This window comes from Paenibacillus sp. JJ1683 (assembly GCF_053006485.1).
Window position 1 is genome coordinate 478560 of record NZ_CM129820.1, and the last position, 23170, is coordinate 501729.

At 46.4% G+C, this 23170-nt stretch carries 19 protein-coding genes and 1 riboswitch; of the genes, 6 read left to right on the forward strand and 13 right to left on the reverse strand.

Features of this window, described 5'->3' with window-relative positions:
- Positions 1-19: 19 nt before the first annotated feature.
- Positions 20-1840 (forward strand): oligopeptide ABC transporter substrate-binding protein, encoded by a 1821-nt coding sequence (opp4A, locus tag ACUC6J_RS02115; protein WP_447249676.1) that lies wholly within the window; start codon positions 20-22, stop codon positions 1838-1840.
- Positions 1841-1882: 42 nt separating this feature from the next.
- On the forward strand, positions 1883-2842 hold the full coding sequence (locus tag ACUC6J_RS02120; protein WP_447249677.1) for a LysR family transcriptional regulator: 960 nt from the start codon (positions 1883-1885) through the stop codon (positions 2840-2842).
- A gap of 27 nt (positions 2843-2869) precedes the next feature.
- Here ACUC6J_RS02120 and ACUC6J_RS02125 read toward each other — a convergent pair whose 3' ends face one another.
- The 4 genes from ACUC6J_RS02125 to ACUC6J_RS02140 all read right to left on the reverse strand — a co-directional run bounded on the left by ACUC6J_RS02125 (position 2870) and on the right by ACUC6J_RS02140 (position 5876).
- On the reverse strand, positions 2870-3520 hold the full coding sequence (locus ACUC6J_RS02125; RefSeq protein ID WP_019685912.1) for an amino acid ABC transporter permease: 651 nt from the start codon (positions 3518-3520) through the stop codon (positions 2870-2872).
- Between the two features lie 14 nt (positions 3521-3534).
- Positions 3535-4194: an amino acid ABC transporter permease gene (locus ACUC6J_RS02130; protein WP_019685913.1), complete on the reverse strand. Its 660-nt coding sequence runs from the start codon at positions 4192-4194 to the stop codon at positions 3535-3537.
- A 71-nt stretch (positions 4195-4265) separates the two neighbouring features.
- Complete coding sequence (locus ACUC6J_RS02135) at positions 4266-5096, reverse strand: transporter substrate-binding domain-containing protein (RefSeq protein ID WP_025363817.1); 831 nt, start codon at positions 5094-5096, stop codon at positions 4266-4268.
- Between the two features lie 42 nt (positions 5097-5138).
- Positions 5139-5876 (reverse strand): amino acid ABC transporter ATP-binding protein, encoded by a 738-nt coding sequence (locus ACUC6J_RS02140; protein ID WP_274597397.1) that lies wholly within the window; start codon positions 5874-5876, stop codon positions 5139-5141.
- A 328-nt stretch (positions 5877-6204) separates the two neighbouring features.
- On the opposite strand from ACUC6J_RS02140, the gene ACUC6J_RS02145 reads away from it, so the two are divergent.
- Positions 6205-6672, forward strand: coding sequence for a cupin domain-containing protein (locus tag ACUC6J_RS02145; protein WP_016818857.1), 468 nt, complete (start codon positions 6205-6207; stop codon positions 6670-6672).
- A gap of 89 nt (positions 6673-6761) precedes the next feature.
- Here ACUC6J_RS02145 and ACUC6J_RS02150 read toward each other — a convergent pair whose 3' ends face one another.
- From ACUC6J_RS02150 to ACUC6J_RS02160, 3 genes are all read right to left on the reverse strand, one after another.
- The gene (locus ACUC6J_RS02150) at positions 6762-7427 is read right to left on the reverse strand and encodes a class D sortase (protein WP_044787800.1); all 666 of its coding nucleotides are present in this window, start codon (positions 7425-7427) and stop codon (positions 6762-6764) included.
- A 111-nt stretch (positions 7428-7538) separates the two neighbouring features.
- On the reverse strand, positions 7539-11087 hold the full coding sequence (locus ACUC6J_RS02155; RefSeq protein WP_447249678.1) for a collagen binding domain-containing protein: 3549 nt from the start codon (positions 11085-11087) through the stop codon (positions 7539-7541).
- A 235-nt stretch (positions 11088-11322) separates the two neighbouring features.
- A riboswitch (cyclic di-GMP riboswitch) is annotated at positions 11323-11403 on the reverse strand.
- A 50-nt stretch (positions 11404-11453) separates the two neighbouring features.
- Positions 11454-12335, reverse strand: coding sequence for an AraC family transcriptional regulator (locus ACUC6J_RS02160; RefSeq protein ID WP_447249679.1), 882 nt, complete (start codon positions 12333-12335; stop codon positions 11454-11456).
- Positions 12336-12929: 594 nt separating this feature from the next.
- Here ACUC6J_RS02160 and ACUC6J_RS02165 point away from each other — a divergent pair.
- Both ACUC6J_RS02165 and ACUC6J_RS02170 read left to right on the forward strand, forming a co-directional pair.
- A complete protein-coding gene (locus ACUC6J_RS02165; protein ID WP_447249680.1) occupies positions 12930-14186 on the forward strand; it encodes a DUF445 domain-containing protein in 1257 nt (418 codons plus the stop codon).
- 33 nt (positions 14187-14219) lie between these two features.
- On the forward strand, positions 14220-14600 hold the full coding sequence (locus ACUC6J_RS02170; protein WP_016818852.1) for a TIGR02328 family protein: 381 nt from the start codon (positions 14220-14222) through the stop codon (positions 14598-14600).
- A gap of 99 nt (positions 14601-14699) precedes the next feature.
- On the opposite strand, the gene ACUC6J_RS02175 is transcribed toward ACUC6J_RS02170, so the two are convergent.
- On the reverse strand, positions 14700-15374 hold the full coding sequence (locus ACUC6J_RS02175) for an NAD(P)H-dependent oxidoreductase (RefSeq protein WP_016818851.1): 675 nt from the start codon (positions 15372-15374) through the stop codon (positions 14700-14702).
- A 184-nt stretch (positions 15375-15558) separates the two neighbouring features.
- On the opposite strand from ACUC6J_RS02175, the gene ACUC6J_RS02180 reads away from it, so the two are divergent.
- Positions 15559-15969 carry a winged helix-turn-helix transcriptional regulator gene (locus tag ACUC6J_RS02180; protein ID WP_016818850.1) on the forward strand — a complete coding sequence of 137 codons (411 nt, stop codon included), beginning with the start codon at positions 15559-15561 and terminating at the stop codon, positions 15967-15969.
- 69 nt (positions 15970-16038) lie between these two features.
- Here the strand turns inward: ACUC6J_RS02180 and ACUC6J_RS02185 are convergent, their stop codons facing one another.
- From ACUC6J_RS02185 to ACUC6J_RS02205, 5 genes are all read right to left on the reverse strand, one after another.
- A complete protein-coding gene (locus ACUC6J_RS02185; protein ID WP_447249681.1) occupies positions 16039-17286 on the reverse strand; it encodes a stalk domain-containing protein in 1248 nt (415 codons plus the stop codon).
- A gap of 246 nt (positions 17287-17532) precedes the next feature.
- The gene (locus ACUC6J_RS02190; protein ID WP_447249682.1) at positions 17533-18282 is read right to left on the reverse strand and encodes a YcnI family copper-binding membrane protein; all 750 of its coding nucleotides are present in this window, start codon (positions 18280-18282) and stop codon (positions 17533-17535) included.
- 31 nt (positions 18283-18313) lie between these two features.
- Positions 18314-20032 (reverse strand): copper resistance CopC/CopD family protein, encoded by a 1719-nt coding sequence (locus tag ACUC6J_RS02195; RefSeq protein WP_447249683.1) that lies wholly within the window; start codon positions 20030-20032, stop codon positions 18314-18316.
- Positions 20033-20286: 254 nt separating this feature from the next.
- A complete protein-coding gene (locus ACUC6J_RS02200; protein ID WP_039268785.1) occupies positions 20287-22137 on the reverse strand; it encodes a bifunctional diguanylate cyclase/phosphohydrolase in 1851 nt (616 codons plus the stop codon).
- Between the two features lie 283 nt (positions 22138-22420).
- Positions 22421-23014, reverse strand: a complete 594-nt coding sequence (locus ACUC6J_RS02205; RefSeq protein WP_017427192.1) for a DUF5317 domain-containing protein — start codon at positions 23012-23014, stop codon at positions 22421-22423.
- Positions 23015-23170: the final 156 nt, after the last annotated feature.

Below are 23170 nucleotides of genomic sequence, written 5' to 3' on the forward strand. Positions count from 1 at the left end.
CGACAAGGAGGGGTTTACAATGATTAAAAGCTGGAAAAAAGGAATTTTGCCTGTTCTATCTGCCATTTTGGTGCTTTCTTTGGCCGCATGCAGCGGCTCGCCTTCCACTTCGAGTGGAGCAAAATCGTCTGACGGTACAGGTGGGTCAGGGTCCGACAACAAGCAGGTGAATACGACTGCGCTGGCAAAGGCGGTCAAGAACGATAAACCCCCGATTAAGGGCGGCATCATCAATTATGCACTCGTGTCCGACACCCCTTTTGAAGGTATTCTGAACCCTGTATTTTATGATGGAAATCCGGATTTTGAAGTCTTCCAGTTTTTCTACCCTTCCATGTTTTCGATTGATTCCAATCTGAATATTGACGATAAAGGAGCGGCGACGATTTCCTTTTCCGCAGACAATAAGGCGGTGACTGTCAAAATTGATCCCAAACTGAACTGGACAGATGGTAATCCCGTAACGGCAGAGGACTATGCCTTTTCCTATGAAGTGATCGGTAACAAAGACTATGAAGGTCCGCGTTATGATAGTTTTATGACCAACATTGTAGGGATGGAAGATTATCACGCCGGCAAGGCCAAAACCATTTCTGGCATTAAGGTGCTGAATGAGAAAGAGGTTACCATTCATTTTAAGGAACCTAATCCTTCGGTAAAGTCGGGACTCTGGTCCACACCACTGGAGAAAAAGGTATTCCAGAACATTCCTGTGAAGGACATGGCCGGATCTGATCCTGTCCGTAAACATCCGATTGGCTATGGGCCATTCAAAATTAAATCTATGGTCACAGGTGAATCTGTAGAATTCGTCAAAAATGAAGATTATTTCCGCGGTGCGCCCAAGTTGGATGGCCTTCATCTGAAGGTGGTGAATCCGAATGTCATTACCGAGGCGTTGAAAAGCGGAGAAATCGACTGGGCCAGCTATCCGACCACCCGTTACAATGAGGCCAGTAATCCGAAAAATGTACAGTTTCTCGGTCAGGAGGAATTGTCTTATAGCTATGTAGGCTTTAAGCTGGGCAAATTCGATCAGGCCAAGAGTCTGAATATCATGGACCCGAACGCCAAGCTGGCGAACAAGTCATTACGTCAGGCCCTTGGCTACGCGCTGAATAATGAGCAGGTTGGCAAGCAGCTCTATCATGGGCTTCGGACTCCTGCGACATCCCTGATCCCGCCCGCCTTCAAGGGATACCATGATGTGAATGCGAAGGGCATTGCGTATGATCCAGACAAGGCGAAAAAGCTGCTGGACGAGGCAGGATATGTGGATACCAATGGAGATGGATACCGTGAGGACCCTAAAGGTAAGGAACTGGTGCTCCATTATGCAGCAATGAGCGGGGATGCGACAGCTGAATCGCTGGCGAAGTTTTATTTGCAAAATTGGAAGGATGTCGGGCTTCATGTCGAGCTGGTGGACGGTCGTCTGCTTGAGTTCAATTCTTTCTATGACCGTGTGCAGAAGGATGACCCTGGCATTGATATTTTTGGCGGCGCATGGAGTACGGGTACAGATGTAGACCCTAGTGGGCTGTATGGACGCGGAGCCAGCTTTAACTACTCGCGCTTTACCAGTGAAGAGAATGATAAGCTGTTGCAGGAAGGGGTGTCTGTGAAAGCCTTTGACGACAATTATCGTAAAGATATATACAATCAGTGGCAGGCGTATATGAGCGAGGAGGCGCCCATTGTACCGACGTTATTCCGTAATTCGCTGGAGGCAGTGAATAATCGGGTAGCCAATTACGATATTACCCGTGGTAAGGAGTACGATGCAGACGCGTTTGCGAATATTACGTTGACTTCGGAAAAAGCAGAAGTAGGTCAATAATCTAAAAAAAGCGCAATAACCTGCGAAGAAGCGCGAACCGGAATGATCCGATCTCGCGCTTCTTTTGACCTGTTCATGCAAACATTCTTGGATTTTCGAAGGGAGAGAAGGAAGACGGAAATACGTCAGCTTCAATACTTCATAGCCGTATGCGAGGAACTGCATTTTACGAAGGCTTCGGAAAAGATCGGTATCTCTCAACCCACACTTAGCTTACAAATTAAGGCGCTGGAGGAGGAACTGGGCATGACGCTCTTTGACCGCGCAGGCAAGAAAATTAAAATGACAGATGCCGGTAAACTGCTGCTACAACACAGTGCCCATGCGCTCAAGGGATTACAGCAAGCAAAGGCATCCATTGAGGAGCTGCGTACCGAGCAACGCGGAAGTTTACGGATTGGTATCGCATTACCTGAGCTGGAGGAACCTTTGCAAAAGATGCTTGCCCATTTTCATCGGTCATTTCCTAAAATCAGCTTGCACATCTGCCCATTCTTTGATGTAACAGAACAGTTGCTGGGCAACCGTGTGGATGTTGGCATCACCCTACACTCGGGTACAGATGAAAGGCTTGTCCAGCTTCCTCTTCGCACAGAGAACTACTGTCTTATTGTCCCGGTAAACCATGCATTTTCCAACCGTTCTTCCATTATGCTGGACGAATTGAGGCATGTACCCTGGGCGATGCAGCCAGAATGCCATCCCGGTAGGAAGCTGATTGAGAAATGCTTTCGTGATCGCGGGTATCCCTTTGCAATCGTCTTGGAAACTAATTCTATAGCTTCAATCCTGCGCTGGGTGCAGGAGGGACTTGCCGTAACCTTACAGACGAAGTCCCTTGCGGCCGAACTGGATCGTTCGCATTTTTGCACGGTGCCTATTTTGCGTGGTGCGCCTCAAGGTCAGCTAGAGTTGATTTATCGATCTGACCGTTACCAGGGAGAAGCAGTGAAACGATTGATAGATAAGATACAAGCTGTGCTGACAGAGCGCTCCAACTAATGGCAACCCTGATGAGTATCAGAAGCCTTAATGTGTACGAACCTCCAGCCTGCGTGCAATCAGTGACATACTGTAATTAACGGCAAAGTACAGGAAAGCGGCGAACAGCAGAGCTGGAATGACAAAGGATTGATTTTGTCCACCGACGATCTGAATGTTATGCGTCAGCTCCGGCAAACTGATAATGACAGCCAGTGACGTATCCTTAAATAGGGAAATGAACTGGCTGACAATCGGGGGTACCATGCGACGAAGCGCTTGGGGCAGAATGATATGCCATAAGGTTTGAGAATAGCTTAGACCGGAGGAACGTGCGGCTTCCACCTGTCCTTTATGGACCGAATTCAGACCACTGCGCACAATCTCGGCGATCATGGCTCCCTCGAAGATTGACAGTCCTGTGATGGCTGCCCACTTGAGGGAAATTGAAAATCCGATGGATGGCAAAACCATGCCGATGAAGAAAATAATGAGCAATAAGGGCAGATTGCGAATCAGATCAATGATAAAGGCTGCAACCTGTGAGAGCACAGGTAAGCGGGTATAGCGCAGAATGCCGAATACGATACCAAGAGCGAAGCTGAATATGATAGAGTAAATGGCAACTTCCAGCGTGAGCAGGAAGCCCTCCAGTATAAAACGCACATTAGGCCATACAAACAATCCGCTGAAATCCATACGGGCTTCCCTCCTTAGGATGTTTTGGACAGGCGTCGCTCCATATAGAGTACAAGAAAGCTGAGCGGAACCGTCAATACAAGATACAGCAGCGCCGTGATCGCATAGACTGTGATGGGCAGGAAGGTATCCGAGTTAATGAGATCCGAGTAATACATGAGATCCAGTCCGGCCACAATGGCCAGCACGGAAGAGTTTTTGACCAGATTGATGAATTGGTTGCCGATTGCAGGCAGTACAATTTTGATGGCTTGCGGTAAAATAATGCTGATCATCGTCTGGTTGTAATTCAGCCCGGAGGACCTTGCCGCTTCAAATTGTCCTTTGGGTACAGATTGAATGCCGGCACGTATAGCTTCTGCAATGAAAGAGGCTGTGTACACAGTCAATCCAAGCGTTCCAGATACAAAGCCATCCAAGGGGATGCCCAAAGTGGGAAGACCGAGATAAAAAAACAGTACGACAATCAGCAATGGAATATTGCGGATGACCTCTACATAGACAGTACCGATCCAGTTTAGCCATTTAAAAGGCGCAATTCGGAAGATGGCAATGATAGCGCCCAGAATAAAGCTTCCGATCAAGGCAATAACACTAGCTTGAACAGTATGAAGCAAGCCCTCTCTAAAACGGTCGCCATGATCGAGAAGTACGTTGATATCAAAAGTAAGCATCTACGGGTATACCTCCTTATCCAGAGCTAAGAAAGGAAGGAGCACGCAATCGCGGCTCCTTCACAAGATCATTATTCGGGTTTAACCCCAAGCCATTGCTCATGCAGCTTATCGTATTCACCATTGCTTTTCAGTTCCTTGATCGTATCATTAATGGCTTGCAGCAGTTCGGTTTGTCCCTTCTTCACTGCAATACCGTAAGGTTCCTCTGTGAAGTTCCCGCCTACTAGGGTATAATTCGGATCTTGCTGTTGCATGCCAAGCAAAATAGAGTTATCGGTAGTCAACGCTTGCCCTTTACCTGCCTTGAGGGCATTGAAGGCATCTTGATAGTTTTCGAACTCTAAAATCGTTGCTTTGGGCGCTTTTTCGCGGATATTTTTTGCGGAGGTAGAGCCTTTAACAGCGAGCACCTTGGTATCGGGAGTCAGGGACTCCAGACCTGTGATCGGGCTTCCCTTTTTCACAAGCAGGGATTGCCCTGCATTAAAGTAGACATCGCTGAAATCGACCTGTTTTTTGCGTTCATCCGAAATGGTCATCGTGGCGATAATAGCGTCGATGTCCCCATTTTGAAGTAAGGTGATTCGTGTTTTGGACGTGACTTCCTTGAGCTCAAGCTTGGTTTCATCACCAAAAATATGCTTGGCTACAGCCTTGGCGATGTCGATATCAAAGCCCTCGACCTTACCGCTAGCCGGGTCTTTTAGTCCGAACAACTTGGTATCGTACTTCACCCCAATGACCAGCTTGCCACGCTGTTTGATGGCTTCCAGCCCGTTGGAAGCTGCTGCCTCATTTCCTGACGTTGCTGCTTCTTGCTTGCCTCCACAGCCTGCCAAGACGAGCAGACAGGATAATGCAACCAGCACCAAAGTACTCCACTGAAATCTTTTTCTCATCAAGATGATCCCCTTTCGATTTTTATTCCATTAATAGTCTGTTTAATGATGAATCAGACGGCTCAGGAACAGGCGAGCCCGTTCTTCACCCGGATTCTGAAAAAACTCAGCAGGTTGGCTGTCTTCCAGGATCTGTCCTTTGTCCATAAAAATCACGCGGTCTGCCACTTCACGGGCAAAGCCCATTTCATGAGTGACGATGACCATCGTGATGCCCTGATGGGCAAGCGAGCGCATGACATCCAGCACCTCTCCGATGGTTTCGGGGTCCAGGGCTGAAGTAGGCTCGTCAAACAGCATAATTTTCGGATTCATCGCGAGTCCACGGGCGATCGCCACCCGCTGCTGCTGTCCACCGGACAATTGGGCGGGGTAGCTCTGTGCCTTTTCCTCGATTCCGACACGCTTCAGATAGGTGAGGGCTGTTTGAATAGCTTCTTCTTTCGGGATGCCCAGTACCTTCATCGGTGCCAGTACAATGTTCTCAATCACCTTTTTGTGGGGATACAGATTGAAATGTTGGAATACCATCCCGATATTGCGACGGAAGGCGTTAATATCAATCTTTTTGTCATGCACAGGGACATCGTTAACGATTAGCTCCCCATCGGATATCGTTTCCAGACGATTGATGCAGCGAAGCAGGGTGCTTTTACCTGAGCCGGAGGGACCGATGATGACAACGACCTCGCCCTCCTTAATCTGAAGATTGATGTCTTTAAGTACATGAAAGTGACCGTAATGCTTGTTGACATTGCGAAATTGGATCAGAGAGCTCACCCCTTTTTTTGACTTGAATACATCGCTTAGTAGACGACTGACATGATTAAGCTCTATTAGAATTTCAAAATTTCTCTCATGATACTATAAGCTTACAATAAAAAACAAGATTTTATGTCAATAAACTTTACGTTAAATATGTTTTTGAATGTATTTTTACTAGTTTAATGTTATTTTTATGATGAAAATGAGTATGTATCCACAATTTAATGTCATTAAATTTGACATAGTTTATTGATCTTCGACATGCAGAGGGAGAAACGTGACAAAAGCAGCGCTATGTTTTACAGTAGGGGAGAAGGAATTTAGGGTAAAGGAAGGATAGACAATGACGAAAGCTATTTCACCGCTAGTCACGGCATTGGGCATGGAGCCCCATCCAGAAGGCGGCTGGTACAAAGAGATGTGGAAGGCCAATTTTCAAATTCCGAAGCCTGTACTGCCGGATGTGTATTCCGGTCCGCGCTTTGCAGCTTCGTCTACGTATTTCTTGCTGCATCCGGGTGAGTTCTCCGAGTGGCATGTGGTCCATTCTGATGAGCTGTGGCTATACCATAGCGGAAGTCCTATAGAGCTAAAATTGGGTGGAAGCGGAGAAGAACCTGGCGAAGAAACGGTAATTATCGTTGGTGCAGATGTGGAGGCAGGACAACATCCACAAGCACTCGTACCAGGAACAGTATGGCAAACGGCACGTCCGCTGGGGGATGAGCCTGTGCTGGTAACCTGTGTTGTTGCACCAGGATTCCACTTTGATGATTTCAAGCTGATTGCCAAGAATTCAACTGAAGCATGATGTGAACTATGGCGGGTGTATTTCTGTAAACGAGCAGGAATAGCCCGCCTGATTTATTTTATCCATAGGAATGGGCGATTTAGCTAGGTTTAGGTGCTTAACTTGGCTTGAACAATGAGACGATGGGTGGGATTCACGAGAGGGTCGCATGTAATTAGCGTGAGCAGCTTATGGTTTTTGAAGCTTTTCAGAACAGACACGTCCATTGGATCGACTACCTTTATACTGTAAACTTTATACATATACTGGCTACCTTGAGCGTTAACAACAATTTTATCTCCAATCTTCAGTTCATGAAGACGATTAAATAAACGTCCAGGAGTACGGGCTCGATGAGCAGCAATAGCAGCATTCCCCACTTGTCCCAGCTTTCCCGTTTCCGGCATATGTACTGCCGCATATTTCATATTTTTCCTCGTCGCGCCTTCCAACACGGGGAGCTTTAAAGCAATACGACTTATGCTAATAGTGGCTATAGGAGTTTGTTCATTAACGCTGACATTGGGAGCGGGGGATGGAAAGGTATGTTGCCGTGCCTCACTAACCGGAGCTTCCGCTACCCGAGTGGACAAGCGAGCATAGCTGTCTGCAAGACTAGAAGGCAATACCGAATTGCTTTTTTCTAGTGATAACTCCGCTGCTTGTAACAGCTTGTGTTGTTCTCGATCCTCATTCCATTCGGTCGCTTTAGGAAACAAAATAAAGAGTAAGCCCAACCCAATAAACAGATAGGAAAGTTTACGCAGATTCAGCAACCTCATCTCCCCTAAGCAATGTACGGATGATACATACTTTGAAAAAAATGCCCCATTTCCGTCTCATTCCACTCGGGAATGAGACGGAAGATCAGGGCAGGTAGATTGCATTTATTTTTGGTTTGTCCGTCTAAATTTTAAAAATACGCCGCTTATAATCATGGCAATGCCTGCCAAATAAAACGGAACGGGGCTACTTTCACCTGTTTGGGGCAACTGATGCACTGCAGGTGGCTCCTCCGGCTCTTTCTCCGGATCATGGAGACGGATTTTAGGTTTGGGCTCGTCGTTCGGCTCCACTGGAGGAGACGGATCTTGATGAGGCATGACGGCTGGCGGTTCAGGCAGTGCTTTGGGTTCCTCCCGGGCTACTGGCGGCGGTGTAGGTGCGGGTTCCTCCTGTGGAGGGACTATGTCCTCCGGAGGCCTTGGCAGTGACGGAGGAACGGTTATAGATGGTGTCACGGGCACCTCGGGATCTTTATCATGTTTTTTCCCGGAGCCTCCCGCTGGGGGAGACGGCTCTGGGTGGGGAGGTGTGCCCGGGTCTACAGGTGTTTCGGGTTCGTTTTTCTTTTCTTTACGATTGGTGATCACAACCCTCTTTATGCCAGAGCCTTGTTGGGGTGCTGCGTCTATTTTGATCTCAAGCTTACCCTCCGTTATTTCATACCCCTCCGGTGCTGCCAATTCTTCCAAAATGTAATCGTCATGAAGTAAGGAGGAAAAGATGATTTTGCCTTCCACATTGGTCGTTTGTATAAGCGGTGCTCTTTTTTGTCCCTTATCATAGAGCGCAAACCGGGCGCCAGGCAGTACTCTGTCGGGAGCATCCTGATCTACCTTGGTCAGCTCAAGGGTTTCGGTTACGCCCCCACCAGAACCGGAGCCGGAAGACGTTCGTACGATGATTTCCTGACTGGTTTCCCGCAGTTCTGTCGTCAAACGATCTCCTGCAAAAGCAACCTTGTTGCTCACCTTAGCTTTATCCTCAGCATGAATGAACGATTGATATTCAAGAATAAAAGCAGTGGAAATATCCTTGGCAAAAGTAAGCTCAAAAGTTTGCTGACCCTGAGTGTCTGTCTTGATGTGAAGCCAGTAATCTCGGTTTTTGATTAATTCGGTGCCCTTGGTGGTATTTCCATTGGCAGCCATGATTGCAGAGTATACATGAAAGGAATCCTCAATTAAGATTTGGTTGTTGCTAGGCTGATCGACTATTTTAGCGTTGGACACATGTGATTGTCCTTCATTGATACGAATGCTCCAGTCGATCTTATTTCCATTTTGTGCGCCGGCCTTAGACACATATTCCCCGCCATGAGGTACCGTAACTTGGGCTGCCCAATCGGAGACGGTTTTTTGTCCATCCAGTAGAAGAGCGCGATTATGAATTTCCTTTTCAATCAATTCTCCTTCCAATGAAGTTTGAAAGGTAATCCAGTACGGAGTCTGTATCGGCTTCTTGAACTGGATACGCAATTCATTACTATTTTGTTTAGTGGGAGGAATAATTGTATATTGATCTGCCGGGATTTCAGCCCCTTTTTGTACGCCATCCCACCATCCCAGCAAGGTCATATCGTATACTTTTACGGAGCCAGGCAGTAACCTCTGACCTTGCAATAAGACATCTCTCACTTCCGCATGATTCAGGATCTTGCGATTATAGTTGGCTTTAATATCCCAGGTAATGAGTTTGGAGCTCGCATCATAGCTTCCTTGCTTGGCCCCATTCCGTTGTGTCATAAAGTCCGGCCAGATCGGGCATTCCACCTCATGCGATGATGTTTCACCATTTTCATATTGATAATCTATAAAGGATTTGTTGCGAAATTCGGGCTTCGTCGTATCTGTTTTCCAATCATTGTTGTAGAGAGTTGAATATTTGATCGTATAAGCTTTCTGAATCGTTTTATGAAAAATAAGTGTAAACCCTTGTTTATAGTCCGCTGATCGTGGAACTAGCTCATAATCCATGGGCGCGAGTAGTTCCGTTGTACCGTCAACACTTTGAATTTTCAGGGTGTCGGGCAACAAGGCGAGGCCCCCATTAGGGAACACATCCTTAATGACAATATTTTTCATGGTGTATGAGTCTGTATTAATGGTGATCACCCAAGGTATGACTTTCGTGTTGTAATTGGGCGTGTCATACATTTTAGTCATAACTCCGCTTGTGATTTCCGTCGATATGATCTTCTGGGTTCCATCTGTGGTGATGATGTTTGTAATTTTTTCATCTTCATAGACGCGGCCTCTAGCCTGGGTCTGATATCGGATGGTATAGGCTGAATCTACATCGAAGTTGAATTGAAGTTTGAAGCCGTTACGGTCGGGATAGTCAACCGGGATGACGGTGTACGCCCACGATGGAAGCTCCTCCAGTGTATTTCCCTTAAATACTTTCAAAGAACCGGGCAGCAATTTTTGAGTTTTGTTGAAATGATCAATTAAAAGGGCTTTGGCTTCGGGGATTTTTGTCTCGCCAAAGTTATATCTTATGGCCCACGAGAGTGTTTGTGTGGCATGATCATACTTTTCAACTTTTTTGGACAAAAATTCACCACGCTCCACCTGAACTGTAGCGGTGGCAGCAACGTTATCTATCGCATCTCCTGAAAGCGTCGCTGTGTTGGAAAAGCGAGTTTCGTTGCCAGTAATGCGGGTGGAGTATTGGATCTGATAGGCAGTGCTAATGCTAGCATCTTGAAAATGAATTGCAAATCCGGTCCCGGCTTGATCCGATTCAATGGCGTATTTACTCGCATTCACTAGGTCTTTGACAACGGTCGTGCCATCGATATTGACTTGCAGATGATAGAGTCGGATAGAGCCTCTCACGAGTTCCAGTCCTGAAGGAGTTGGATCGGTAATGAGGGCGTGTTTAACGGTGTTTAGCTGTTTGTTCACATCAATGGCCCAGTCGATCTGGTGGGTGCCATTTATTTTTCCTTGCTTGCTTAAAGTTGGCCCTGACTGGGGTTTCACATTTACGATGACCGTTTGAACCCCGCCTTTAATTGGAATCGCAATGATGACTTCTGTGCTGCCTTTCACCGTTTCTTTTGTGAATTCGGTTTTAATTTGCAGTTTGCCGCTGACATGGGAATGGTTCTCTACATATTGGTTAAAGGTCATGATGACCTTACCCTGACGATCTACTGTAAAGAACCCTACGGTCCCGTCTGTAGTCACTAGCGGAGATGAGATATCAGTGTAGATGACAAACTGTTCTGGTAAGTGAAAGGTGAAGGTATCCCCTGCTTTATAAGTATCGTCAGGAAGCTCCCATTCATAGCCAAGTTGGATGGCTGATCCAATGTCGAACGTACTACCTGGATTATATACCGCATCAATGACACGTCCGGCTTCGTCCGTTAGACTCAACTTCGTTAGTATACTCTGGGGAGCTGCTTCCTTTTGAGACTTTGAATGAGCTGCTCCTTGCACGGAAGGGACAGTGTTTGGCGGAACCTCCTTAGGGGGTTCAGGGTTTGGGACCGCATATACAGCATCCGTAACGGTTGTAGGATCGGATACAGCACTGTGCGGCAGTTCAGGGGCAGGAGGATCTGCGTAAGCCAGTGTGGTGCTGAAAAAGCTTTGGACAATGAGCAATAAGGCAATAATCATGACATTTATTTTGGTTCCCATGCTCCAAGTGATTCTCCTATTCATCGTAATATGGCAAGCTTCGGCGGGTATGTTGTGTTATATTGTTTTCCTTCCCTCCTCCTAGTTCGAAATTAGTATATTCAGCATGCTAGGTTGACATGACTACCCCAACAGAAAAAAACCTTGATCATAGTGATCAAGGTTTTTTCTTCGAGAGAGGTATAGCAATTTTGTGATGGAGCTATGTAAAAAGGCATAATAAAAAGCTCGTTCACCTGGTAACTGGCTGCCATCCGAGTAGGAAGGCCCTATAGTTTTGCGTCACTGTCTTTCGACAGCTTTGCCATTAGCTTGAATAGCTTGTGCGTCTATCGTCTATCAAACGGAGTACAGGAGACCTCCTATTTACAGTTTGGAGCGGTTTCCCCATTTTTTACGGAAGGAATGAGGTGTTTCCCCTACATGTTCCTTGAATAGGTTGATAAAATGGCTCGTATTGGGAATCCCAACGTACCTTGCGATATCCACAATGGATATGTCACTGGTTTTAAGCCATCCCTGAGCGGCTGTGATCCGGACATTAATGAGATAATCAATTGGAGAAAATCCAATCTGTTTTTTGAAATTTTTAGCAAGATTAAATTTGTTTAGGTTGAACATGTCTGCCAGCGAGTCCAGCGTAATTCGCTCACAGTAGGACTGGTCCAAATACTGCTGCACCTGACGTACTTCGCTGAGTGTTCCAGCATTTACATACCGATGATCATAAGGATGCTGCAAAATATACGTCAGTATTTCACCAATGAGTCTGGACGTTAGCAGCTCGCCGGAAAGGCTTCGATCAGACTGCCCGCAGATTAGAGCATGCAGCTTGTCCAATATAACATATGGATTGTGCAGGGATATTACCGGTTTATTATGCTTGGCAAATTGTTCGTAAAAATGTTCGATCAGGTTGCCGTACAGGTATAAGCTGATAAACTCCCAGGCTTCATCACCGGAGGTGCTATATTGTAAATATTCATCGCAATTAATAAAAAACAAATCATGAGGCTTTAAAATATACTTCTTGTCCCGGTACAGTAATTCTCCCTTACCAGACAGCGTAAAAACAAGCAAAAAAGAGGTGAGTTCTTTCCTTTCTATTGTAAAATAAGAGGTTTTTTGGAAATAGCCTAATTCCTGAATATATAAAAGGGATTGCTTGGCAAAAGCGGAGGGAGTGCGCACAATTACGACAGGTTCGCCGTTCCAGAGGCCCTCGGTGTTTTTTTGGTCTGTTGTCATATTCAATTCCTTTACAAAAAAGCAATTTTATCTAGCTTATCTTGGTTTGATTTACCAATATATAATGGCTGATTAAACATGATTTACTATTTAATAAAAGTTTATTTTATCACATTAAATATGTCTATATATCAAATTATGTGTGTGAGTTTTATAGAAGCCCCGCTTCTTATGGATATTCAACCTGGTTATCCGTATAAAAGGTCGAATATTGTTGAAAGAATTCTGAGGTCATCATGGATTCAAATCCTTTCTGGGGTCAAATATAGGATAGTGTTGAAAAAAATATCTTACATGCCCATTCAACTTTTCCATTCACTTCTCCTTTCGGTTTAAGAAATTTAGGACTTGGTTCTGATAAAATGGTTCGTAAGGCTTATTATTGAAAATGAGATTTTGGACCCAGTGTTGTGATTTGGTTCACGAACATGAATGTAAAAAAGAGAGATATATGCATAAAAAATTACGCAAAAAATGTTCTTATGTGTTGAATTATAAGTGCTCTCAACTTTGGAAATTACACAGGCAATGATATGATGGGTAATACATGTATAGTTGCTTAACTTATCGATAGTCAGTTTGGAGGATTACAGAATGGAAAAACCCAAAAATACGAAAACCGCAGCGGCTTGGTCGCTCGTTATTCTAGGGGCAGGCTTTGCAGCTACCGTGCCCTTCCAGCAATATGGCTGGGCTCGATTGTTAGCCGGAGCCTTTGAGGCAGGACTTGTAGGGGGACTGGCAGACTGGTTCGCTGTCACAGCATTGTTCCGTCATCCGCTAGGCATCCCGATACCACATACGGCGCTTCTCCCCAAAAATAGGGACAAGCTCACGAATGCATTGGTGAATACGGTGGAAAATAACTTGCTGAACAAAGACAGCATTGCTTCTAAAATCGCGGACATTCGTTTGGCGGAGCTGATGCTGGGCGGTGTGGAAAAAGGATTGCGTACACCAGAAGCGGCAGCATCGATAGATGTGCTCGCCAAGCGACTCGTCCAGTCGCTCCCGCTCGCGGAATTGGCTCCGATTATCGTGGCTGAGATCAAGCGACAGGTGACGGACATCGATGCCGGACCACTACTGGAGGCGCTTGCCCGCCAATCCAGTGAGAAGGGCTATGATATTCGCGCACTGGATTACACGCTGGAGCAGGCGGAATCCTGGCTTTTGCGACCGGAAACAGGCTATACACTTGGCACCTTAGGGATGCAGGCTGTCAGTGGTTTGCAGGTGAGCGGGCTGATGCAATTTGCCTTGAACGCCTTCCTCGGCTATCTGAACGAAGAGCGCATGGGTGAAATGATTCGTCATTTCCTGCTGGATCAGGTAGCAGAGCTGCAAAGGGAAGAGCTTCCGCGCCGTCTGGCAGTGATCGACGGTCTGAGAACACAGGTGACCCGATTGGCAACGAAGGAGACGGTTCAGGAAGGGCTGAACGGCTGGAAGGATAGCCTTATTGAAGCTTGGGAAGGCGAAGCGTCCGTGCTCGGTAGAATGGAAGAGCTTCGTACCCGCTTATTGAACTATATGGAAGACGAAGACTATGTGCCGACCTACATTTTACCGTTACTGGATCGGATGCTGGCTGATTTAAGAGGGAATACCGAATTGCTGGACAAAATTAATGCACGAATCGTGGAAGGGATTACTAGTCTCGTGGAAGCCAATCATAGCCGGATTGGTAACCTGGTGCGCGAAAATGTAGACAAAATGGATAACAAATCCCTGATTGCACTGATGGAGGACAAACTGGGACAGGATTTGCAGTGGATACGTATTAACGGCGCAGTAACAGGCTTCCTGATCGGTATTGTACTGACAGGTATCCGTATGCTAATCCAATAATACAGAAAAAGCTACAGATAAGGTTGTGGAAGCATGAGGCTTTGGCATGAACAATTGATTGGCAAGCTGCCCCGTCCCCAACTGTTGGGACAACATCGTGAGTGTTGTGCCCTGCGGGGGAACGGGTGGGGAAAGCCACACGCCACAGTGAATTATGTGTTCGACTATCACCCCATGCTGCTGGTACGCTATCATAAGCTCATTATGGACGAAATGAAAAGCAGAGGATACAATGTTGATCCACTATGGGAACAGCCATTGTATCGTGGTAAGCAGTGTGAACCTTGGGAAGCGGAGCTAGGCGAGGAACTGGCAGGCGCGGACGCATATGTGGAGCATGATGACGAATATATGAAGGAGTGCCTGGATAACCTGGCTTCCAAAGGAATTTTAATAGAGATTGAAGTGATCTAAAAAAGCGGGCTACGGTGTGTTCATCATTCAGATGAAGCGCCGTAAGCCCGCTTTTTAGATGCTTTAATGTCCAAGGTTTGGAAGGGTATGAGTCGCAGGCTACAGAACCCAGCGTGTGACCTTCTCCAGTGGTTGTCTGGATTTTTCCCGCTTGGGTTCATGAGCACGATAACCGAAGGCAGCGATGACTGAAATATCCAGCAGCCCGTCCTCCAGCAGGCCTTCTTCCTCCAAAATGGCATGCACCTGATCATAGTTAAAGCCTTCAATCGGGCAGGAATCAATGCCGATCTGAGCTGCCGCTGTCATCATATTACCTAAGGCAATATAAGTTTGCTTGGAGGCCCAGTCGAATAACGTGCGTTCGTTTTCCAGCAGGCGTTGGTTTTCACCTTGGAAAATCTTATAGCGGCCTGGTAGGGAGGCAAAGTCTTCGTCAGACATACCCTTCACCTCTTTATACATGTACTCCACGTAAGGTGAATCATAACGGACATCCTTACGTGCCAAAATCAAAACGACATGGCTGGCCGCTGGGATCTGCTTTTGACCACCACTGGAGACCGCAGCCAGTTTTTCTCTCAATGCCTGATTTTGTACGACTACAAACTGCCAAGGTTCAAATCCTACGGAGCTTGGGGAAAGTCGTCCAGTTTCGAGAATGAATTGAAAATCCTCCTCCGGTATGATGCGATTAGGGTCGAATTCTTTCGTGGCATGTCTGAATAGAAAGGCATCCAGAATTTCCTGTTTTTTAGCTGATGTATTGGACATGAAATGTACTCCTTTAGATTTGGGTTTAGTTGGTGCTCCATTGGTTTTCTGCTACTATAATGAGAGTTGATATCGAATATATAGTCATCATATAGAAAGTTTTTTGCGGGAACAAGTACGCACATATTTGTACCTTGTAGGTCTGGGGCTATTAGTCTACAACCTGTAGAAAGAAGGGGAATACATGGCACAGGAGATGGAACATACAGTTAGCGTTAATTTTGGGTGTCCTGTCGCGACAACTGTTGGGATTATAGGCGGCAAATGGAAGGGGGTCATCTTGTATCATTTGACCACAGGACCACGGCGCTATAATGAAATTCGACGGACCCTCCCTAATATTACACAGCGGATGCTAACCTTGCAGTTGCGCGAATTGGAGCGTGATGGCATTGTGCACCGTGAAATTTATAACGAGAACCCACCGCGTGTGGAGTACTCGCTTACCCCGTTGGGAGATACGTTAAGACCGTTGCTGGATTTTATGAGAGACTGGGGTGTCTTCTACGGAGAACAGGGTTGCGAGCCTGTGGCGACAACTTCCAAGTCAGGCAAGCATTTTGCTAAAATAGACATGAAAAAAGCCCACCGATGATTTCATAGCAGACGCATGAGAATCATTAGCGGGCGGAATAAGAACGGGATATCTTTATAAAATATAATCTTATTTAAACTCGATGGCTTCGTTCATCTGTGCCCAGGCTGTTTCTCCGATGATGCCCAGACGCCAGATAGCGATTCCTTTGAGGTCATAACGTTTGGCTAAACCGATCTTGGCGTTAACGGTGCTGTCTTTTTCGCTACCCATTGAAATTCCCAAAATGAGCTTATCCCGCGAGGTTTCCTTCAACGCCAGTTTTATGGCTTCGTCCACTTTATCTAGTGGCTCAGGCGTAGATTTTTGTCCGTAATCATAGGCCATGATGATCAGATCGTCCGCCAGATTACCCAGCGTCTTGTAATCATAACCAGTGTAAGAGCTATTCAGCGGATGCAGAACGACGGTGAGCTTGAGTCCCGCGTGATGCGCTTTGGCCGATAACTTTTTAATAAAAGCGTTGTAATCAGAACGAGCTTTGGCCTTATCGCCGCTCCAGCCTAATCCTTCAAGATCTAACGTAATGCCCTTGAACTGCTTATCGGTGGCAGTGCTGACGATTTGGGAAATGGTTTGTTCTTGAAGCTGCGTATTTTCCAAAACCTTGGTTAGCTCATGATTACCGTCTACAGAATAAACCATCAGGTAAGGGGAAGTCCCCTGGCTATCTGCTTCTTGTAGAATAGACTCAGGCGTTACAGCTCCAGCGGCTTGAGGCCATTTATATTCTTTGCCAGTCGTTGTGAATTGTCCGTTCGTATCAATTCGGCTCCAGCCGAAGGCAACGGCATTAAAATTCGGTATTTTGGATTTTTGGTCAAAGGAAGACAGCGCATAGAAGCCTACAGTATACATAGCTTCACGTGGCGATGTAATAGAGACTGTCCGTGTTCCCTGATTCCAGTTGACTGTGGCTCCAAACTGTTGCCCGAAAAAGCCCAGCGGAATCATCGTGCTGCCGCGCACGGTTTGCGGTGCGGCTGTTAGTTGAACGGTTTGTCCGTCTACTGTGGCATTGCGGCTCCCCATTTTGAGAACTACCTGCTTGGTTGCACTGCCTTGCGTTTTGGTAGCGGTGATGCTTTGGCTGGCTTGATCCCATTTCACTGTAATGCCCAGAGCCTCAGAAATAGCGCGAAAGGGAACCATCGTCGTGCCGTCCATCATGGCAGGCTGTACAGGGAACGTCAATGGATATCCGTCCAGCATGATGCTGATCTTACTCGCCTCCGCTTGTGCCATGGGGCTATAGATGCCCGCTGCGGTACTCAGAAGGATAACGCTAGATAACAAAGCCTTATTTACGATTTTCATCCTATGATCTCCTATGCTCAATAGATTGCAATGCTATCATGTTAGAATCGTGAGGTTTCTACCATTTTACCAAAAAAATGATAGATAGGTGAATGTGAAATGATAGGATGAGATAAATCTGAGTATGTATTTAAGCTGAATAGTATAAGAAAACATTGTTATTTCTCATATAAAAAAGCTGACACCTTTTAAAACGGTGTCAGCTTTTTCTTTTTAAAACAGTTTTATATTTTATTGTAACCCAGATTACTTGCGACGCTTGAGTGTAATGCCTACTGCTGCTGCACCAAGCACGACTGCTACGATCGAGAGGACAAGTGCTGTGGTTTGTGCAGCAGAGCTGGCTGGAGCAGAAGCAGCAGGGGCAGCCTCAGCAGCATTGTCCGAGGTAGGTGCGGTGCTGCCGCTATCTTTAGCCGTATCTGTGCTTGCATGACCCTCTGCGGTGCCTGCCGAATCATGTCCGCTGTCTGCGGCAGGAGCAGGAGTTTCCGGTGTGGCATCCGCCGTGATTGTAGTAATAGAATGAGGATTGTTACTTCCTTCATCGCCTGTCCATTCCACAATACTTCCGTCACTGTAATATTGGAAGGCGTCCCAGGCTGCTGCAGTATTCTGATCTGCATTTTGTGCTACAAAGCTGAAGCGTTGGTACTGACCCGCTTGGATTCCGTCTTTTTCGGACGTCCAGGTGACGGTAGTTATTTTGCCAGAGCTGTCTTTTTGGGTGGCTACCTTCCATTCCGGTACAGGCTCGTATTGTTTGAAAACGACCTCTTTGGGAATTTTCAAGGCCACTTTAGTGGTTGGAATGTTTTTTTCCACAGGCACTTTCAACGTGTACGTTTCCCACGCATTAGGTTGTGAAACGGAAGGCTTGACCGTCACATGCGCACTGGCCATACCTGCAAAAAGCAAGGCACCAGCCGCAATTAGACCCATGGAAGTTGCTAACCTGGAAAACCTGGATTTTGCTGTTTGAATCGTTGTATTCATATTTATTTCGCTCCTTTTAAGAATAAAATAATTATTTTTTACCGTCTACTTGCAGAGTGAATTCAGCATCAACCGCATCGAGTGATGCTGTCAGAGCATGTACTTTTACCGCCCATGTTCCTTCGGAGGTTATCAATTCCTGACTGCGGAAAGGCTGCTGCTGCTTCACGGGCAGAACAAATTCCTGTTGATCTTGGTCAGGATTAGCTGGGATAAGCGTTAATGTGACCTGCTGGATTCCTGAAACGGCAGCCCCTTTGCTATCCTGAATGGCTACCTTAAATTCATTGCTGCCCACAGCATTAGGGCTGACTGCCAGTGTAACGCTGTATTCGCCAGTAGTGCGAGTCTCCTCAAACGGTACAGCAGGTGCCTGGCCAGGTGACAGGTGAGTGAGCACCGCTGCCAGTAGCATCACGAGCAGACCGACGGACAGCTCGGTACGCAATCCTCCGACGGCTCGCTTGCTCGCCGCCGCTTGCCGAGCGCTGCGAAACTGGCTGGCTGCGAAGACCAGCATCACTAGCAGTAGCGCTGCTTTACCAAGCAGAACGAGTCCATAGGATGTGTTCAGCAGCATGGAGGGAGCCGGAATGTACAGCACCGCTCCATAGATACCAGTGGCGAGTAGCGCCGCCACCATAGCCATGCCCCAGCCAGCGAAGCGGCGCAGGGCCGTTTGTCGCAGAGTTGCCTGCTCGGATACAGGCAGCTCCAATCCGGCAACAGGCAGGCACACCACCATGACGGCAAGTGATCCGATCCAAAAAGCTGACGCTGCAAGATGGACGAAATCTGCCACAATGGCTGGAGCCGGATGGGTGGCTGCTGCCGGATGCCCGACAAAGGCCTTGGACAGCATGAGGCTCAGCGTGAGTAAAACGGAGCTGTAGCCCCACACTCGGCGCTGGCGATCAGAAATGCTGGGATCGATCGCATAAATTAGCGTTACGCTCAGTAGCAGCACGAGAATCATCTGGATAAACCAGATTTGCCCTGCTCCCGTAAATTGAAGAGCTTCTCCCAGAATAGGGAGTGAGAAGCCCTCCCCGATGGAAACTCCGGCATCCCAAGACGCCTGAAGCGGTAGGCTAATTAAAATGACAGCAGACGTTATGCCGTAGCCGCTCCAGAGCAGCTTAGTCCAACGGGGTAATGTGTCAGAGGGTCGCTGACTAAGCATCTGCTGTTCACTGCGGTTCTTGGCTCGGTTTATGCTCGGGAAGAGGAACAGTCGGAAACAAATCGCTCCAAACAGCAGCGATAACCCTATGTAAAGGAGCCAACGGACAGCAATTAAGTCGATTCGTGATGTCCCAGAGCTTTCAGAAGGGGTAGCTTGATCGGTATACGCATTGGAACCGCTACCTACTTGAAATGGAATCACTCCATTGACTGGGTGTCCATCTGCGGACAAAGCTCTCCAAGTGATGGTGTAAATTCCATTCTTCATTCCTGGAATCAATTGGATTTCCATGGTGGATTGGTGCTCTGGATTGAGCTGGGCTTTTCCTGTGTCGACCCGCTTGCCTGTTTCATCAGTCACTTTGATGGACATGAAGGCAGACTGCAAATCTTCGTTGAAAGTGATAGTCACCTGAGAAGGGGACTTGTCCAAAACCTGATTTTCGGTCGGGCTGGATTCAACGACAAATGCATGAGCCCACGATGAGTGAGGAAACAGGAACAGAAGAGGGAGACACAGCAATAAAAGACAAGCCACACGGGCTGGTCTGGACAGGTACAACATGCCTGTGAAGTCACCTTCTCTCGATTACTTGAAGCGAGGATATCCTCATTTGTAGCATTTTATACGGACAAACCAATTCCTATCTTAATCATAGTGCATATAGCGTGAATAGATGGAGCGAATTATGACATTTATATGAAATTTGAAATAATAAGCATGATGCAAAATGCCACTCTTATGAAAAGTCCCTACTGTGAAAGAAATCGCCTGGATTTCTTTCACAGTAGGGATAAAGTGGAATAGTGTATGAGACATTAGATGCCTGCTTCTATAGACTGCGTGAAAGCAGGTTGCTTATGTTGAATATATTGGATAAAAATAGCCGTTAGATCGGGATCGAATTGGCTCCCCGAACAAGTACGCAATTCTTCGATGGCCTCCTCGAATGTTTTGGTCGGTTGATAGGGACGTTCTGTTGTCATCGCGTCAAAAGAGTCGATGATCGTCAGCATCCGACACAGCCTTGGGATTTGCTCGCCCTTAAAGCCAAACGGATAGCCTCCCCCGTCATAACGTTCATGATGCAGCTCCACAAAAGGAACTAAATCTATGAATCGTTCATTGGCTTCGACAATACGTTTGCCCCACATGACATGAGCTTGTACCATCCGCCATTCCTCGCTAGACAGCTTCTCTTTTTTATTAAGAATATTCCAGGGTATTTCCAGTTTGCCAATGTCGTGAATGAGGGCTCCCAGTAAAAAACGTCGCTTATCCTTCGGACCGAGCTGAAGCACATCGCTCATGTCCGCTGCATATCTGAATACCCGTTTGGAATGCTTGAAGGTGTTAATATCCTTGTACAAGAATAGATTAAGCTGCTGCTCCAGATCACGAATATCCTGTCCGAGATCGACCTCGCGTTCCACTTCATTTAGACTGCCGTGTGTATGAACGATATTTTTGCCCTGTTTCTTGGCATAGTACAGTGCTTTATCCGCTAGATCGACCAGCTGTGATTTGTCGTAGATGTCAATGCGGCTTTGTGCAATGCCTGCGGAGAAGGACAGACACCCGTGTGGGAAAATTTCAACTCCCTCGTAACGGGAATCATTCAGTTTTTTTCGGATAGCATTGACCTTTTCATAAGCTTGTTCAGCAGTATGATCGGGCATAAGCAAAGTGAATTCTTCTCCACCATAGCGGGATACGGTAATATGAGTACCGAACGTTTCCTTTTTGAGAAACTCACCGAGAAACCCCAGTAGCTGATCGCCCTTGAGATGACCGAAGTGATCATTGTATTTTTTGAAATCATCAATATCAATCAGCGCCAGACTTAGGGGAGTATTCTGCGATCTGGATGTATTTAGTTCAGCTTCAAGTGTATTTTCAAAGTAGCTGTGATTGTACAGCCCTGTTCTGCGATCCGTGTTGGCTTTTTCTTCAATCTCACGATACATCGTGAACATTTGCTTGAACGCGTGGGATAAGAGCATGCTTAGCCCCAAGAACAGCAAAAGTCCTAAAATGCCGTTGTAATAAATCAGCGTGGTCAAGACCAAAGACAGGATGAGTGTACATAAGTATACAAGCAGGGATTCTGCCAAAAAAGCCTGTTTGAGCTCATTGAACGACCCTTTATATGCGATATAGAAGTAGATGCCCAAGGTGATTGTGTTTACCGTAAAGTAGCAGATCAATGCGAGCAGGTAGGAAGCAAAATGGTCCTCGTTCAAGGCTCCCTGCGTTCCGCCGCTTAGTTCGAATACGGTTGACGACAGGAAAATGGAAAGTGCGTAAATGGAAAAATTGACGGCATGTTTCCACCAGGACAGTTCTGTATGCCGAAACGCAGCAATGATCACATTGAACAGCAAAATCAAAATGGCAATTTCAGTGCCATGCACAAAAATACAAGCGAGGTACACGGAGGAATCCATGGACTGCTTGTTACTGGCTGGTGGCAACTGGAATGTAAAATGCTCCAGAATCAGAACTGCTCCCAACAGGGAATAGATCGTGACCCACTCTGTCGTCGAATAGTGCAAAAAGGACCAATGGTTCGTATACAAGAGAACGATCAGGCCTACCATACACATGAAAAATACGTATATTCCCGTCGTGGTAACCCGTTCTTGCAGCTTTTTTAATATACTCATCATTTTTTCTCCTGCCTTGTCGTATCTTGATGTCAAAGCTACCAGGGGTGAATGGGATAATTTACAATTTTGTAATCGAAAATTTCACATGAAAAAACAGGCCGGAATCCAGCCTGTTTTGTTGAGCCTGTGCTTCCTTTTTTTCTTTATCGGTGACTAGCCTCCAATTTTGTAACCGGAAGTCAAAGCGATTACGACAGAAGCAACGATAATAGCATTGATAATCACACGGGAGTATTTCAAGTTTTTCATACGGTTCCCTCCCTTCCTTGGAATAAGCTCTGAACTAGGCATGGTGGGGGTTGGTTTCTTGTTGATTATCCTTATTTCTTTTTACGACCATCACATTTTGGATAAACAGGAACATCCCGAAGTTCATGACGACATCTCCAATACTAATCACCTGCGTGCGGGGATAGGGCTTGGAAAGGGGAATGATGTCACCAAGCAATGATAAACGTGTGCTCGCATCCATCATGTAATGTTTCGAGATGACACTGCCGGATTTAAGCATATCTGTATAATAGGGACCCAGTACTTCAGAAGCGCTCAGCGAGACCGGCATCCTGCCGCCATTCACTGCCATAACGATAAAATTCATCAACACGCCGATTAAAATAAGCTTGAATCCCTTATGATGTCTGTTCAACCAGAGAAATATCAATCCGACCACGTAGACTCCCATAAATAGATACCCATTAATGGCTGCCAGCCAAGCCCACTTTTCCTGAGCATAAAAAATAATGAATTGAACCACCAGCAGCAGGGGGAACATCCAACCGGCTATAAGGCGAATATGACTGAAACGGATCAGACCTTGCCGCCAGCCTCCTCTAAACAGGCCTACAATGAGACCCAGCAGCACTCCATCATAGACCATTATCATTCTCCAGATTCTACAATTTTTTTGTTTTGGTTACCGTGTAATTCGACCTGAAATTGGTAAATTCCTGCCTGATTTATAGCAATTTTGAAAAAAAATCGCGGATTAGCGTGTAATTATTCGAAGCCAGACGAAATGAATGATATCATAATA

Excerpts from the sequence above, each read along its gene's own strand:
- opp4A (WP_447249676.1), top strand. The coding sequence starts at position 20 with ATGATTAAAAGCTGGAAAAAAGGAATTTTGCCTGTTCTATCTGCCATT.
- ACUC6J_RS02120 (WP_447249677.1), top strand. The coding sequence starts at position 1,883 with ATGATCCGATCTCGCGCTTCTTTTGACCTGTTCATGCAAACATTCTTG.
- ACUC6J_RS02125 (WP_019685912.1), bottom strand. The coding sequence starts at position 3,520 with ATGGATTTCAGCGGATTGTTTGTATGGCCTAATGTGCGTTTTATACTG.
- ACUC6J_RS02130 (WP_019685913.1), bottom strand. The coding sequence starts at position 4,194 with ATGCTTACTTTTGATATCAACGTACTTCTCGATCATGGCGACCGTTTT.
- ACUC6J_RS02135 (WP_025363817.1), bottom strand. The coding sequence starts at position 5,096 with ATGAGAAAAAGATTTCAGTGGAGTACTTTGGTGCTGGTTGCATTATCC.
- ACUC6J_RS02145 (WP_016818857.1), top strand. The coding sequence starts at position 6,205 with ATGACGAAAGCTATTTCACCGCTAGTCACGGCATTGGGCATGGAGCCC.
- ACUC6J_RS02155 (WP_447249678.1), bottom strand. The coding sequence starts at position 11,087 with ATGGGAACCAAAATAAATGTCATGATTATTGCCTTATTGCTCATTGTC.
- ACUC6J_RS02160 (WP_447249679.1), bottom strand. The coding sequence starts at position 12,335 with ATGACAACAGACCAAAAAAACACCGAGGGCCTCTGGAACGGCGAACCT.
- ACUC6J_RS02165 (WP_447249680.1), top strand. The coding sequence starts at position 12,930 with ATGGAAAAACCCAAAAATACGAAAACCGCAGCGGCTTGGTCGCTCGTT.
- ACUC6J_RS02170 (WP_016818852.1), top strand. The coding sequence starts at position 14,220 with ATGAGGCTTTGGCATGAACAATTGATTGGCAAGCTGCCCCGTCCCCAA.
- ACUC6J_RS02175 (WP_016818851.1), bottom strand. The coding sequence starts at position 15,374 with ATGTCCAATACATCAGCTAAAAAACAGGAAATTCTGGATGCCTTTCTA.
- ACUC6J_RS02180 (WP_016818850.1), top strand. The coding sequence starts at position 15,559 with ATGGCACAGGAGATGGAACATACAGTTAGCGTTAATTTTGGGTGTCCT.
- ACUC6J_RS02185 (WP_447249681.1), bottom strand. The coding sequence starts at position 17,286 with ATGAAAATCGTAAATAAGGCTTTGTTATCTAGCGTTATCCTTCTGAGT.
- ACUC6J_RS02190 (WP_447249682.1), bottom strand. The coding sequence starts at position 18,282 with ATGAATACAACGATTCAAACAGCAAAATCCAGGTTTTCCAGGTTAGCA.
- ACUC6J_RS02195 (WP_447249683.1), bottom strand. The coding sequence starts at position 20,032 with ATGTTGTACCTGTCCAGACCAGCCCGTGTGGCTTGTCTTTTATTGCTG.
- ACUC6J_RS02200 (WP_039268785.1), bottom strand. The coding sequence starts at position 22,137 with ATGATGAGTATATTAAAAAAGCTGCAAGAACGGGTTACCACGACGGGA.
- ACUC6J_RS02205 (WP_017427192.1), bottom strand. The coding sequence starts at position 23,014 with ATGGTCTATGATGGAGTGCTGCTGGGTCTCATTGTAGGCCTGTTTAGA.